At 52.5% G+C, this 13,879-nt stretch carries 12 protein-coding genes; 1 reads left to right on the forward strand and 11 read right to left on the reverse strand.

The window, feature by feature from the left end:
• Positions 1-54: 54 nt before the first annotated feature.
• From WC7_RS12115 to tar, 7 genes are all read right to left on the reverse strand, one after another.
• Positions 55-906, reverse strand: a complete 852-nt coding sequence (locus WC7_RS12115; RefSeq protein WP_016153432.1) for a helix-turn-helix domain-containing protein — start codon at positions 904-906, stop codon at positions 55-57.
• A 486-nt stretch (positions 907-1,392) separates the two neighbouring features.
• The gene (gene cheZ / locus WC7_RS12110; protein WP_029139578.1) at positions 1,393-2,037 is read right to left on the reverse strand and encodes a protein phosphatase CheZ; all 645 of its coding nucleotides are present in this window, start codon (positions 2,035-2,037) and stop codon (positions 1,393-1,395) included.
• Between the two features lie 13 nt (positions 2,038-2,050).
• On the reverse strand, positions 2,051-2,440 hold the full coding sequence (cheY, locus tag WC7_RS12105; RefSeq protein WP_016153434.1) for a chemotaxis response regulator CheY: 390 nt from the start codon (positions 2,438-2,440) through the stop codon (positions 2,051-2,053).
• Between the two features lie 18 nt (positions 2,441-2,458).
• Entirely contained in the window at positions 2,459-3,508 is a 1,050-nt protein-coding gene (locus WC7_RS12100) for a protein-glutamate methylesterase/protein-glutamine glutaminase (RefSeq protein WP_016153435.1), read from the reverse strand.
• Entirely contained in the window at positions 3,505-4,377 is an 873-nt protein-coding gene (gene cheR / locus WC7_RS12095) for a protein-glutamate O-methyltransferase CheR (RefSeq protein WP_016153436.1), read from the reverse strand. Before cheR ends, WC7_RS12100 begins: the two co-directional genes overlap by 4 nt.
• A gap of 19 nt (positions 4,378-4,396) precedes the next feature.
• Complete coding sequence (gene tap, locus WC7_RS12090) at positions 4,397-5,998, reverse strand: methyl-accepting chemotaxis protein IV (protein ID WP_016153437.1); 1,602 nt, start codon at positions 5,996-5,998, stop codon at positions 4,397-4,399.
• A gap of 43 nt (positions 5,999-6,041) precedes the next feature.
• Positions 6,042-7,697, reverse strand: coding sequence for a methyl-accepting chemotaxis protein II (gene tar / locus WC7_RS12085; RefSeq protein WP_016153438.1), 1,656 nt, complete (start codon positions 7,695-7,697; stop codon positions 6,042-6,044).
• A gap of 406 nt (positions 7,698-8,103) precedes the next feature.
• Here tar and WC7_RS12080 point away from each other — a divergent pair, with 406 nt between their 5' ends.
• Complete coding sequence (locus WC7_RS12080; RefSeq protein ID WP_016153439.1) at positions 8,104-9,363, forward strand: dicarboxylate/amino acid:cation symporter; 1,260 nt, start codon at positions 8,104-8,106, stop codon at positions 9,361-9,363.
• Positions 9,364-9,438: 75 nt separating this feature from the next.
• Here WC7_RS12080 and cheW read toward each other — a convergent pair whose 3' ends face one another.
• Genes cheW through motA form a run of 4 tightly spaced genes read right to left on the reverse strand, consistent with a single transcriptional unit; the run spans position 9,439 to position 13,829 of the window.
• The gene (gene cheW, locus WC7_RS12075) at positions 9,439-9,942 is read right to left on the reverse strand and encodes a chemotaxis protein CheW (protein ID WP_003034638.1); all 504 of its coding nucleotides are present in this window, start codon (positions 9,940-9,942) and stop codon (positions 9,439-9,441) included.
• 20 nt (positions 9,943-9,962) lie between these two features.
• Entirely contained in the window at positions 9,963-12,011 is a 2,049-nt protein-coding gene (cheA, locus tag WC7_RS12070) for a chemotaxis protein CheA (RefSeq protein WP_016153440.1), read from the reverse strand.
• A gap of 4 nt (positions 12,012-12,015) precedes the next feature.
• On the reverse strand, positions 12,016-12,945 hold the full coding sequence (motB, locus tag WC7_RS12065; RefSeq protein WP_016153441.1) for a flagellar motor protein MotB: 930 nt from the start codon (positions 12,943-12,945) through the stop codon (positions 12,016-12,018).
• Positions 12,942-13,829 carry a flagellar motor stator protein MotA gene (gene motA, locus WC7_RS12060; protein ID WP_016153442.1) on the reverse strand — a complete coding sequence of 296 codons (888 nt, stop codon included), beginning with the start codon at positions 13,827-13,829 and terminating at the stop codon, positions 12,942-12,944. Before motA ends, motB begins: the two co-directional genes overlap by 4 nt.
• Between the last annotated feature and the right edge of the window lie 50 nt (positions 13,830-13,879).

Below are 13,879 nucleotides of genomic sequence, written 5' to 3' on the forward strand. Positions count from 1 at the left end.
ACCCCCGTCACGATGGATGGTAGTAATAATTTTTTATTGTTATTAACCTAACAATTAAATCGCTATTAAAACTCGTGAATGAAGTTCACGTTCATGGCTTGGAGGATAATGAAAATACCGTCGGTACGATTCAGTCAACCTGATCGCATTCATAAAACCACAACGTGCCGCAATTTCACTGATGGTTTTATCCGTAGTGCGCAGTAATTCTTGAGCTTTTAATACACGATACAACATCTGGAATTTAACCGGAGTATAACCGGTCACTCGCTTAATTAAGCGATACATCGTACGCCTGGCGACACCGTTATCATCACTCAACACATTCCAGTCCAAATGACGCAAGCTACTGGTCTTGAGCATACGGATCAGGTTGGCTCGCCCTCGCTCATCAGGGCTAAGCGCCTCAGTTTGGCGGTCGCACTGGCAAAGCGTGTTGATGATGTTCAGCAAAGCGACTTCACACAATGAAAAATAGAGCACGTCATAGTTACTCTCGTTACGTGAGATTATCTCCTGGCTCAATACCTCAATACGCGCCAGCGCTCCCTGAGTTAGCGCCAGCGCGGTAGGCTGTAGAAGTTTTTCTTTTATACAATCGAGCAAATTATCAATGTGCTGTAAAAAATGAAAACTGCGCGGGCGACGAATCAATATATTAATAACCGACAGATTATTAGTTGAAACATAACTATGGGTATCGTTAGCGGTCACTAAAAAAAAGTCACCCTGGCAGATAAAACGAACCAGGTCATTAATAATATGAAACCCGCTACCGCTACGGACAATCACCAGTTCATCAAAATCATGCCCGTGCACACCTTCCATTAATTGGTTATTCATCGAAAAAAGACAAAACGCATGTTGCTCTGAATGAAAAAAATCATTCTCACGTAAAATTCGCATATCTCCCCCGCCGCTATTCGAGTAAAAACACTCGGGATATCGATAAATAACCTACTGACATAATATATTGCCTTGCACCGATAACCATTTAACTGCAATTATTATGACAAGTCTATATATCGCACTGTCACTCAGGCGTAACCTGCTGTGACCTCAGCATCATTTCGGCAAATAACCGCCAAGTTATGGCATAAAAAAGAGGATATACGCCGTGCAGATGAACCCACGTCATCCAGGCATTCAACCGTGTACGAATCATAGTGCAGGGCACATTGTGCCGACTGGCGGCCCAATAACCCTGCGGGATCCACAGAAGCGCCGCGCTCGGTATGCAGCGTTCGAACCCGTTCTGGCAACGTCACCGTAAAATGGATAGTAAATAAAGAGAACGATAGGTATCTGTAGGCCGGATAACGCGCAAGCCGTTATCGGTTAGAATGCCCGGCGGCGAGCGCCTGCCGGGCCAGCAAATAAAAACGCTACGGATCAGAACCCGAGGCTATCCAGCAGGTCGTCAACCTGATCCTGACTTGCCACCACGCCGGCTTTTGAGGTGTCAACCTGCGGGCCGTTAAGCAAGCTTTCGTTTTCACGTTTTGGACGAGCGCCCTGCTCTGGAATGTTTTCCAGCAGAACCATCAGCAGCTGACGCTCAATCTCCTGGATAACATCCATCATGCGCTTGATGACCTGACCGGTGAGGTCCTGGAAATCCTGCGCCATCATGATGTCCAGCAGTTGAGCGTTAGTAAAGCTGGTATGCCCTGGCACATCACCCAGGAACTGGCGGGTATCGGTGACCAGTTCACGGGCGTCAGACAGCTCGATCGGATTTTCGAACCATTCATCCCAGCGTTTGGTCAGGTCTTTGGCCCCTTTTTCCATCGCGTCCTGGTGCGGCTGCGAAGCTTCCACACTGTTCAGCGCACGCTCTGCCGCCTGTGCGGTCATCTGCACAACGTAATCGAGACGATCGCGGGCATCGGGAATCGCTTCTGCCGCTTCGGCAATGGCCTGATCCAGCCCCAGTTCACGCAGGCTGTCGCGCAGCATTCGGGTCAAACTGCCGATGCGCGCGATGATGTCCCCGGCTGAATGTTCGTCAGCAGGTTTAATTTGTGGTTGCATCATCATTATCACACCCTCACATGCCCAGTTTCTCAAAGATTTTATTGAGTTTCTCTTCTAGCGTCGCCGCCGTGAACGGTTTCACGACATAACCACTGGCGCCAGCCTGTGCCGCCGCAATGATATTCTCTTTCTTCGCTTCCGCCGTAACCATCAGCACCGGCAGGGCGGACATTCCGCCATCAGCACGAATGGTTTTCAGCAGTTCCAGGCCATCCATGTTCGGCATATTCCAGTCGGAAATGACAAAACCAAATCCCCCAGCCTGCAGCTTATTCAGCGCGTCCACGCCGTCTTCGGCCTCTTCAACATTGTTGAAACCCAGTTCTTTGAGAAGGTTACGCACGATGCGACGCATGGTGGAAAAGTCATCCACAACCAAAAACTTAAGCTCTTTATCCGCCATAAAAAATAAACTCCTGATTCAAATACGTATTGCCTGTCCGGCACTGATTTTCGCCAGCATTTGCTGGCTTACCTGGCTAAGATCGACCACTTCGCTGACGCCACCCATATTGATGGCCTCGCGCGGCATGCCGAACACCACACAACTTGCTTCGTTTTGCGCAATGGTCCAGGCACCCGCCTGGTTCATCGCTAACATTCCGGCGGCGCCATCGTTGCCCATACCCGTCAGGATCACTCCCACAGCATTACGCCCCGCATGTTTTGCCACCGAATGGAACAGCACATCCACTGAAGGTCGATGCCGGTTAACCGGTGGACCATCATGAATTTTGATCTGGTAGTTCGCCCCGCTGCGCGCCAGTTCCATATGCTTGTCACCAGGGGCGATATACGCATGCCCTGGAAGCACGCGCTCCCCGTCCTCAGCCTCTTTCACGGTGATCTGACACAGTTTGTTCAGACGCTCGGCAAATGAGCGGGTAAATCCTGGCGGCATATGCTGGGTAATAAGAATACCGGGACTTGAAAGCGGCAATGGCTGGAGTACATGGCGAATTGCCTCTGTTCCTCCGGTTGAGGCGCCAATCGCCAGCAGTTTTTCAGAACTGAGTAACGGCCCCGCTTTCAAGGTCACCTGTGCCGTCATGGGTTTGTGGGCCGCCAGTTTTGCCCGCGACGCGGTGCGGATCTTCTCAGCGATCATTTCGCTGTAGGCCAACATCCCTTCACGGATCCCCAACTGTGGTTTGGTGACAAAATCAATCGCTCCCAACTCCAGCGCCCGCAGCGTGACCTCAGAACCTTTACCGGTCAGCGAAGAGACCATAACCACTGGCATCGGACGCAGACGCATCAGTTTCTCAAGAAAGTCGAGGCCGTCCATGCGCGGCATTTCCACATCCAGCGTCAGGACGTCGGGATTGAATTTTTTGATTAAATCCCGGGCAACCAACGGATCCGGCGCCGTCGCCACCATTTCCATATCACTGTGGCTGTTAATAATTTCGGTCATGATTTGACGCATCAGTGCAGAATCATCAACCGATAAAACCCTGATTTTACTCATGCTTTATCCTTACCTGGCGCATGCGCATACACCGTCTGTCCACGCAAGCTAAACTCGCGCACGAGGTTGCTAAAGTTTTCTGAATGACCTGCAAACAGCAGCCCATCTGGTTTAAGAAGTGGAACAAAACGGTGCAAAATGTCCTGCTGCGTCGTTTTATCAAAATAGATCATCACGTTACGGCAAAATATGGCATCGAAGGGGCCTGGCACGTTGTACTGCTTATCCAGTAAATTCACGCTGGAAAATTCAACATGCCCCGCCAGTTCCTGCCGAACGCGTACCAGTCCTTCATGCGGTCCGGTGCCACGCATGAAATAACGCTGTAGCTGCTGCGGTGACAGCGTCTTTAGCTCATCAAGGCGGTAGATGCCACTTCTGGCTTTTTCCAGCACTTCGGTATCAATGTCGCTGGCAAAAACACGCCAGCGGCCCGGAGCCATACCTAAGGTATCAGCGAGCGTAATCGCAATGCTGTACGGCTCTTCTCCGGTTGACGCCGCCGCGCTCCAGACACGGTATTCACCGCTGCGCCGACGAGCATGATCTGACAGCACTGGAAAATGATGCCCTTCGCGAAAAAACGCGGTCAGATTGGTAGTCAGGGAGTTAATAAAAGCCTGCCACTCAGCACTGTTCTGGTTAGCTTCCAGCATGCTGAGATAGCGACCAAAGTCATCCAGTCCCAGGGTTCGCAGACGGCGGACCAGGCGGTTATAAACCATGTCCCGCTTATGGTCGGCCAGTACGATCCCCGCACGCTGGTAGATTAATTGACATATCCGACGAAAATGCGCGTCAGACAGCGCGAGGCGCTGTGTCATCTGTAACAATAATGACGTTTGCCCAGGGGGCAGAGATGATGTCATAGCGCCTTCTCAATCACATTCAGGATACAACGGGCACAACCTGCGGCTGCGCCAATTCTTGTTTTGCTACGGTTTGCTCTTCAAGCTTAAAAAATGCGACACAGGCAGAAAGATTATCGGCCTGCATGGCAAGTTGTCCGGTGGCGGATGCGGCTTCTTCCACCAGCCCGGCGTTTTGCTGCGTCACGGAGTCCATCTGGCTGACGGCCTGCGCCACCTGCTCGATGCCTTTGCGCTGTTCATCAGACGCAGAGGCAATCTCGCCCATGATGTCGTTAACCCGGGTAACCGAGCTGACAATTTCCGTCATGGTGCGCGCTGCCATATCAACCAACTGCGAGCCCTGATGCACTCGGGTGACAGACTCCTCAATGAGCCCCTTAATTTCTTTCGCCGCCTGTGCGCTACGGCTTGCCAGATTGCGCACTTCGCCCGCAACCACGGCAAAACCACGCCCCTGCTCACCCGCGCGAGCGGCCTCAACCGCAGCATTCAGCGCGAGGATATTGGTCTGAAAGGCAATGCTGTCAATCACGCCGATGATGTCGCCAATTTTCTGCGAGCTCGCGGAAATCTCATGCATGGTGCTGGCGACCCGGGACGTCTGTTCGCCGCCTTTATGCGCTGTATCTGCCGCACCTTTGGCAATTCCTGACGCCTGGCGCGCGTTATCCGCATTCTGTCCTACGGTGGCGGTCAGTTGTTCCATGCTGGCTGCCGTTTGCGCCAGCGCGGCCGCCTGCTGTTCAGTGCGCGAAGACAAATCGTTATTACCCATCGCGATTTCTGAAATGCCGCTATGCATGGCTGAGCTGCCCTGGCGTACTTCGCTTACCGTTTCACGCAGTGCCTGCTGCATTTTCTTCAGACTGGCAAAAATGGCTGAGATCTCATTGCGCCCATAAACCGCTACCGGCCGGGCCAGATTACCCGCGGCAATGCTGTCGAAATGACTGCCCACGATCGCCAGCGGCTGGACAATCATCTTGCGCGACCAGTACAGCGCACCGCTGGTGAGCAGTGCCGCCAGTACCACCATGGTGGCGAAAATCACCCCCGACATATGGTAATTTCGCTGGCTCTGCTCTCCTGCCGTTTGCAGCACGCGATCGATGTTGCTCTGCCACGCATTCACATTTGCATCAAAAGCATCCTGAGCAGCCTGCACCGGCGCGGTCAGAAAATCTGACAACTGATTGTTTTCAAGCCAGGTGGCCTGATGCGCAAGAGCGCTGTGCCATTGGCTGAAGCTTTTCTCCGTTGCGCCAAACAGCGCCTTCCCTTGTGCCGTCGTATCCGATGTCGCCATAAAGCGTTTAAACATCAATTCAGACTGCGCCAAGCTATCACGTGCGAGGGTCATCAGCGTGTTGATATCCTCTGGCGGATAGCTCAGGGCGGTCAGCGTCCCTGCCTTATTAAGGGCCGTACTGGCCTGTAATAACACAGCGCGGGTTTGGGCCAGCGCAGCGCGTTGCTGATTACTTCGTTCGACCTGATTCAGGTTCTGAAAACCGTCCCGAAATGCCCAGAAGGACAAGCCATTACTGCCAATCTGCAAAACACCGCAGAGGATTAAAATCAAAAACAGCGTGGTCGAAATTCGAATACGATTAAACATCAACGCTCCCATTGGGCGGCACTGGCCGCGGTTTAACTATCAGTCAAAATGTTTCCCAATTCGTATCTTGTTCATTGTTCTGGCGCGGATAGGATGCGGCCGCCGTTGCAGGTAATCGTGTATCGCGCGGCTTAGCCGACGCCGGACGTGACGCAAGGCGGAAAGTCGACACCGACTGCGTCAGGCGGCTGGCCTGTTCTTCAAGAGCAGCGGCAGCGGCAGCCGATTCCTGTACCAATGAGGCGTTCTGCTGCGTAACGCGATCCATCTCGGATACCGCGAGCGCCACCTGATCAATCCCCCGGCTTTGCTCGTCGGAGGCCGAGGCAATCTCGCCCATAATGTCGGTCACCCGCGTTACGGCATTTACGATGTCGTTCATCGTTTCGCCTGCGCTTTCTACCAATACGGACCCGGTATCCACTCGGGAAACCGAATCCTCAATCAACGCTTTGATCTCTTTCGCCGCCTGCGCACTGCGACTTGCCAGATTACGCACTTCGCCCGCAACCACAGCAAAGCCACGGCCTTGTTCACCGGCACGCGCCGCTTCAACCGCCGCGTTCAGCGCGAGAATGTTGGTCTGGAAAGCAATACCATCAATAACGCTGATGATGTCGGCGATTTTCTTCGAGCTATCGGCGATTTCGTGCATGGTGTTCACCACGCTATCAACCACTTTGCCGCCATGCTGTGCGGTATCGGAGGCGCTTTTCGCCAGTTGCGAGGCCTGACGCGCGTTGTCCGCATTTTGCTTCACGGTTGCGGTCAACTGTTCCATGCTGGCTGCGGTCTCTTCCAGCGCAGAGGCCTGCTGTTCAGTACGAGATGAAAGGTCGGTGTTCCCGCTGGCAATTTCGCTGGTCCCGGAATAAATCGCATCAGAACCTTCACGCACCAGGGTGACGGTTTCCGTCAGCGAGCGCTGCATATGATCAACCGTACTGGCCAGCTCGCCGATTTCATTACGACCGCTGACGGCCAGGGTCGCGGTCAGGTTACCGCTGGCGATTTCCCGAATATGGGCAATGACGCGAGACAGAGGATTAAGCAGGGTATGGCGGATGCCGTACCACACCACCACCAGAATCAGCACCAGCACTACGGCCAGCACGCCAAGCTGCCATTGGGCGAAATGGTAATCCCGCGCGCTTTTATCGAATGCCTGAGCGTAAAGCTTTTCGCTAACGCTGGCGTACTTGCCCAGCGCCTCACCAAGCGCGTTTTGCATTCCCTGAGTCGGTTGCGCGAAATAGGCATCCATATTGCCGTTCTCCAGAAACTGAACCAGTTCTGTTAAGGCCGCATGGTACTGCTGATATTTCTCCTCAACGTTACCGCTGGCTTCTGCCATCTCCGGTAACGGTGTGATGTTTTTAAATTTTGCGTAATGTTTTTCGGCCTGCGCCAACGATGCTTTCGCATTCTTCAGCAGATCGTTTTTCGCGCTGCTTTGCTGGTTGGACGCGTCCATCATCATGCGTGCAGAAGAACGGCTTAAATTGATACGTGTTTGCAGCATCAGATCCCATGTTGAAGTGAGTTCACTTTGCTGCTGTCGAAGATCGTTAGAAATAACAAAACTTTGCTGATTCTGCTGCAATGAAGAAAACAACAGACCACCGGAAACAAGCTGTAGCAGTGCGAAAACCCCCAGCACCATCATCAGCATTGTGACAACGCGGATACGGTTAAACATAAGGCACCTTCCTGAAAACGAGTTATCAACGTTATCGGCAGTCGCTGAGATAACTTTACGTTTGCGAAAAGGAAATCCTGAAGGGACGTGAAGCCTCGCGGAAGGAGGGGAAGACGGGTGTACGGCAACCACAAATCATTCACATAAAAACGTCACAATTATCATGTGAATAACATTCAAATTTATCTGTGGGCGCGGTCATATTGGATGAAATAGTCATTATTTCGTGACCAGGATCACAAATACATATCCTCTGCACCACAACAAAATGGATAAAAAATTAAAAAAAGTTGTATCAGCTGGCGCTTTAATTCAATTTATATGATGAATACTTAGTTACCAATTAATAAATATAAAAAATGAGTAACCGAACAATAAATGTTAAATCCTTACTGAGGGCTTTTTAGTGGCAAATGCAAACAAACTCACGTTGTTTATCGTGATCTTCATGTTGGCGGGGATCCTGTCAGGGGCGGTGATCCACTCTTATGCCGCCCCCGGCGTAGTGACCGCCTGGGCCGATAATATTACGCTTCTCACCGACATCTTTTTGCGCCTGATTAAAATGGTGATCGCACCTTTAGTATTCAGCACCCTGACCGTCGGTATTATGCGCCTGGGGGAAACGTCCACCATCGGGCGCGTAGGCGGCAAAGCGATGATCTGGTTTATCAGCTCTTCCATATTGTCTATTCTGGTCGGTCTGTTTGTGGTTTCTCTTGAGCAACCCGGCAGCGGGCTGAACCTGGCGATCCCGCTGGAAGCCACTGATACCGGCCTGGCCGTGAGCGGCATGAGCCTGAAAGGTTTCCTGACTCACACCATCCCAACCAGCATAGCCGAGGCGATGGCCAACAATGAGATCCTGCAAATTGTGGTGTTCTCGATGTTCTTCGGTATTGGTGGCGCATCCCTTGGTGAGAAGTTCAATGCCCCGCTGGTTGCCGCGCTGGATGTGGTCTCCCACATTATGCTTAAGGTGACTGGCTACGTGATGTACGTTGCGCCGCTGGCCATTTTCGCCGCCATTTCCTCCGTTATCTCCACCCAGGGTCTGGGGATCCTGCTTAACTATGCGTCGTTCATCGGCGGCTACTATGTGGCTATTTTGCTGACCTGCCTGGTTCTGCTGGCGGTCGGTTATGTCATGCTGAAAAAAGAGGTTTTTCGTCTGGTAAGCATGCTGAAAGATCCGGTTCTGGTCGCATTTACTACCAGCAGCTCGGAAGCCGCCTATCCGAAAACGCTGGAGCAATTAACCAAATTTGGTTGCTCGCCCAACATCGTGTCATTTGTATTGCCTATCGGTTATTCATTTAACCTGGTCGGCTCGATGGTTTACTGTTCATTTGCCTCGATGTTTATCGCGCAGGCCTATAACATTCACCTCTCCTTTGCAGAAATCACCGTCCTGATGCTGACGCTGATGCTGGCGTCAAAAGGGATTGCCGGCGTGCCGCGTTCTGCGCTGGTGGTGCTGGCAGCAACCATTCCGAGCTTTAATATTCCGGTTGCCGGGATTCTGTTACTGATGGGTATTGACCACTTCCTGGATATGGGACGTTCAGCAATCAACGTATTAGGTAACGGGATTGCAACGGCGATGCTGGCACAAGATGAAGGTTTACTGGAAGAAGAACCGGAGCTGGTTGAGCGGGAAGCGTAAAGGGAAATCTGCCGGATGCGCTACGCGTATCCGGCCTACAACAGCAATGATTGTAGGCCGGATATGGTATAGCGGTTACGCGACGTGGCTGGCGGCAATATCCAGCAGCGCCATTTCTTCGCTATTGAGCAGCTTCTCAATGTTAACCAGAATCAGCATCCGGTCACCCAGCGCCCCCAGTCCCGTCAAGTATTCCGTCGACAGCGTTACGGCAAATTCCGGTGCCGGACGGATTTGATCCGTTGTCAGCGACAGCACATCCGAGACGCCATCGACCACAATTCCGACCACCCGCTGGCCCAGATTCAGCACAATCACCACGGTGTTTTCGTTGTAATCCACATCGCTCTGGCTAAACTTCACGCGCAGGTCAACAATCGGCACAATCACACCGCGCAGATTGGTGACACCTTTGATAAACGCAGGCGTGTTAGCAATACGCGTCACCTGATCGTACCCTCGGATTTCCTGCACTTTCAGGATATCGATACCGTACTCTTCATCCCCCAGCGTAAACACGAGGAATTCCTGACCTGACGGTTCGCCGGCCAGTTTAGTTACATTACTCATACCGGTCATATTATTCCCTTCTCACTCAATCAGGCGGCTGTGATCGCCACACGTTGTTCGCGGTTTAATCCCTGCAATGCAGAGACATCGACAATCAGCGCGACGCTGCCGTCGCCGAGGATCGTTGCTGCAGAAATACCTGGCACTTTGCGGTAGTTGCTTTCCAGGTTTTTGACGACCACCTGGTGTTGACCAATTAACTGATCGACCAGCAGCGCGTAGCGACGCCCTGCACTTTGCAAAATCACCACAATGCCTTGAGTCGCTTCGGTTTTTGCGCCTTCAACCTCAAAGACTTTCCACAGCTCAACCAGCGGTAAATATTCGCCACGCACTTCCAGCACGCGCTCTCCTCCGGCCAGCGGATGGAGATCTTCTTCGCGCGGTTGCAGTGATTCCATAACGGCATTCAGCGGCAGAATAAAGACTTCGTCGGCCACGCGCACGGACATGCCGTCGAGGATCGCCAGCGTCAGCGGCAGCAGAATTCGGATAGTCGTCCCCTGTCCCTGTTTGGACTGGATCTCAACATGGCCCCCCATTTCCTGGATATTTCGCTTCACCACATCCATACCCACGCCGCGGCCAGAGACATCCGTCACCTGTTCAGCAGTCGAGAAGCCCGGAGCGAAGATCAGCATACCGACTTCGTCATCGCTCATGTTTTCGTGGATCGGCATCCCCTGGGAGATAGCTTTGGCGAGGATTCGTTCACGGTTCAGACCGGCGCCATCATCGGTGACTTCAATACAGATATTCCCGCCCTGGTGCTCCGCGGAAAGCGTCAGATTACCGATTGGGCTTTTCCCGGCTTCAAGGCGTTTTTCTGGCAGTTCAATTCCGTGATCGAGGCTGTTACGCACCAGGTGCGTCAACGGATCGATGATGCGTTCAATCAGGCTCTTGTCGAGTTCGGTTGAGCTTCCCACCTGTGTCAGTTCGACCTGTTTACCCAGCTTACCGGCCAGGTCACGCACCAGACGCGGAAAACGGCTGAACACATACTCCATGGGCATCATACGAATCGACATCACCGACTCTTGCAAGTCGCGGGCGTTACGTTGTAACTGACCCATACTGGTGATGAGATCGCCATGATTGACGGGATCCAGTTCGTTAGAACGTTGTGCCAGCATAGACTGGGTGATGACCAACTCACCGACCAGGTTAATGAGCTGATCGACCTTCTCAACCGCTACGCGGATGCTGGTTGACTCGCTGGCACGGGCGGGTTTGTCGCGTTCCGCGCGTCCGTTTGGCGCTTCGCTGGCGGCGGCTTTCGCCGCTGGCGCAACGGCAACCGGCTGCGGCTTCGCGACAACGGCTACCGTTTCTGCTTCAGCTTCAGTTTCAACGGCTACGGGCGCTGCGCTGACGGTTTCGAATTCAATCTGATCAGCTTCAATCACAAAGCACAGCACTGCGATGATGTCATCTTCTGCGAGGTTGCCATCAAGCGTTGCTGACAACGTGTCGCTCCCTTTCACCACATCGGTTAAGGTCGCCAGGTTCCCCAGCTCCTCTTCCAGTAAATCCACTTCATTGGCTTTCAGGCGCGTGAGAATAATGCGTTTCTTGCTCTCTTCACTTGCAGACTCAGGCTGTGCAACCGCCTCTTCCTGCATTGCAGCGCTGTCAACAACGCTCAGTTTTGCGGTGTTGACGACTGCCGGTGCGGTTTCACCTTTCGCTTCGAGCGCTAGCTGTCGTAACGCATTACAAATGTACTCAAAGCTGGCGGCATCCGGCTCCTCTGAGTTTTTATAGGCGTCGAGCTGTTCCTGCATAATATCTTTCGTTTCCAAAAACAGGTTGATAATGTCGGCATTGAGCTGCATCTCGCCACGCCGCGCTTCATCCAGCAGGTTTTCCATCAGATGGGTCGTTTCCTGCAAAATGGTAAAGCCGAAGGTGCCCGCCCCGCCTTTTATCGAGTGCGCAGCACGAAAAATTGCATTCAGCTGTTCGGAATCCGGGGCTTCAGGAACCAAATCAAGCAGGTGTTGCTCCATGTCAGCCAACAGTTCGTCAGCTTCATCAAAAAATGTTTGATAAAAATCGCTTATATCCATGCTCACGCTATCACCTCGGATTGGCTGGTGGCGATGTGGGAACGCTTGCCGGCGGGAGTTCCGCTGGCTGTTGTAAGACACTTACCGGCTCATTCTGGCTTTCAGCGTTTTCATGCAAAATGGCCTCTTCCGCCTGCTTATTGAGAACCAGCAGGCTAATACGGCGGTTGATAGCGTCTTCAGGACCGCGATCGCTCAGACGCATCGTGGCGGCCATACCTACCACACGTAATACTTTTCCATCATCCAGACCGCCGCTAACCAGTTCGCGACGCGACGCGTTAGCGCGATCGGCGGACAACTCCCAGTTGCTATACCCTTTTTCACCATTGGCGTAAGGGTAATCATCCGTATGGCCGGAAAGGCTGATTCGATTAGGAATGCCGTTAAGCACTGGCGCTATGGCTCGCAGGATATCGCGCATATACGGTTCCACCTCAGCGCTACCGGTTTTAAACATCGGGCGATTCTGACTGTCGATAATCTGTATCCGCAGCCCTTCCTGAACTAAATCAATTTTCAAATGCGGGCGCAGCGCACGCAGTTTGGGGTCAGATTCAATCAACTGATCGAGATCGCCGCGAAGTTTGCTCAAGCGGCTTTGTTCCATGCGTTTTCTCAGATCATCGATATTCGGCTGCTTGTTCACCTCTCCCTGCTGCTGGGTGTAATCATCCCCGCCGCCTGGAATGGGACTTTGGCTATTCGAAATACGATTTCCCCCGGTTACCGCAGTAGCCAGCGGCGTACGGAAATATTCGGCAATCTGGATCAATTCTTTAGGGCTAGAGATGGAAATGAGCCACATCACCAGAAAGAAGGCCATCATCGCGGTCATAAAATCGGCGTAGGCGATTTTCCACGAACCATGCGCCCCACCACCGTGACCTTTATGCTTGCGTCGCTTTACAACGATAATGGGATGGGCCTGATTTTTCATGCGTCCTCGGTCGTCTGCTGCGCAGTTGGATTTCTCACCGCACGAACATGCTCTTCCAGTTCGATAAACGATGGACGTTCGCTGGAATACAGAGTCTTACGACCAAATTCGACGGCAATTGGCGGCGCGTAACCATTCAGATTGGAGAGCAGAGTTATCTTCACACACTGCATCATTTTGGTGGTTTCAGCGCTTTTCTGGCGCAGAACGCTGGCAAGCGGAGAAATAAATCCATAGGCCAGTAAAATACCGAGGAATGTCCCTACCATGGCATGTGCAATCAGCGAACCCAGTTCAGCCGCCGGACGATCGGCAGAAGCCAGCGCATGGACAACCCCCATGACCGCCGCCACGATCCCGAACGCCGGTAATGAATCCCCCACCATCGCCAGACTGTTGGCCGGGACTTCGGCCTCACTTTCGTGAGTCTCAATCTCTTCATCCATCAGCGCTTCAATTTCAAACGTGTTCATGTTGCCGCTGATGATCAGACGCAGATAATCGACAATGAAATCAAGCATCACGGCATCAGCAAGAATGCGCGGATAGCTGGCGAAAATTTCACTCTCTTTGGGGTTTTCGATATCGCGTTCAAGCGAGAACATGCCCTGCTGACGTGACTTGGCCATCAGGCGATACAACAGCGCCAGCAGATCCATATACATCGCTTTGGTGTATTTTGATCGACGAAAAAGCATCGGGATGGCTTTCATCGTCCCCTTAATGGCTTTCCCGTTATTGCCGACGATGAATGCCCCAATACCCGCGCCACCGATAATCACCAGCTCAGCCGGTTGATAGAGTGCCCCAAGGTGTCCGCCGGTCATCATGTAACCGCCGAAAACTGTACCAATAACAACCAGGTAACCTAATAAGATAAGCACGACATCATCCTTTCGCAATTGACTATGACAGGATGCGCAGTCGGGCAGTT

The organism is Citrobacter sp. KTE151, from assembly GCF_000398845.1.
GTDB classification, from domain to species: Bacteria; Pseudomonadota; Gammaproteobacteria; order Enterobacterales; family Enterobacteriaceae; genus Citrobacter; species Citrobacter braakii.

Bases quoted from the DNA above. Each gene is read 5' to 3' on its own strand.
- tap (WP_016153437.1), bottom strand. From the start codon at position 5,998: ATGTTTAATCGTATTCGAATTTCGACCACGCTGTTTTTGATTTTAATC.
- cheW (WP_003034638.1), bottom strand. From the start codon at position 9,942: ATGACCGGTATGAGTAATGTAACTAAACTGGCCGGCGAACCGTCAGGT.
- cheY (WP_016153434.1), bottom strand. From the start codon at position 2,440: ATGGCGGATAAAGAGCTTAAGTTTTTGGTTGTGGATGACTTTTCCACC.
- tar (WP_016153438.1), bottom strand. From the start codon at position 7,697: ATGTTTAACCGTATCCGCGTTGTCACAATGCTGATGATGGTGCTGGGG.
- WC7_RS12100 (WP_016153435.1), bottom strand. From the start codon at position 3,508: ATGAGTAAAATCAGGGTTTTATCGGTTGATGATTCTGCACTGATGCGT.
- WC7_RS12115 (WP_016153432.1), bottom strand. From the start codon at position 906: ATGCGAATTTTACGTGAGAATGATTTTTTTCATTCAGAGCAACATGCG.
- cheR (WP_016153436.1), bottom strand. From the start codon at position 4,377: ATGACATCATCTCTGCCCCCTGGGCAAACGTCATTATTGTTACAGATG.
- motB (WP_016153441.1), bottom strand. From the start codon at position 12,945: ATGAAAAATCAGGCCCATCCCATTATCGTTGTAAAGCGACGCAAGCAT.
- cheZ (WP_029139578.1), bottom strand. From the start codon at position 2,037: ATGATGCAACCACAAATTAAACCTGCTGACGAACATTCAGCCGGGGAC.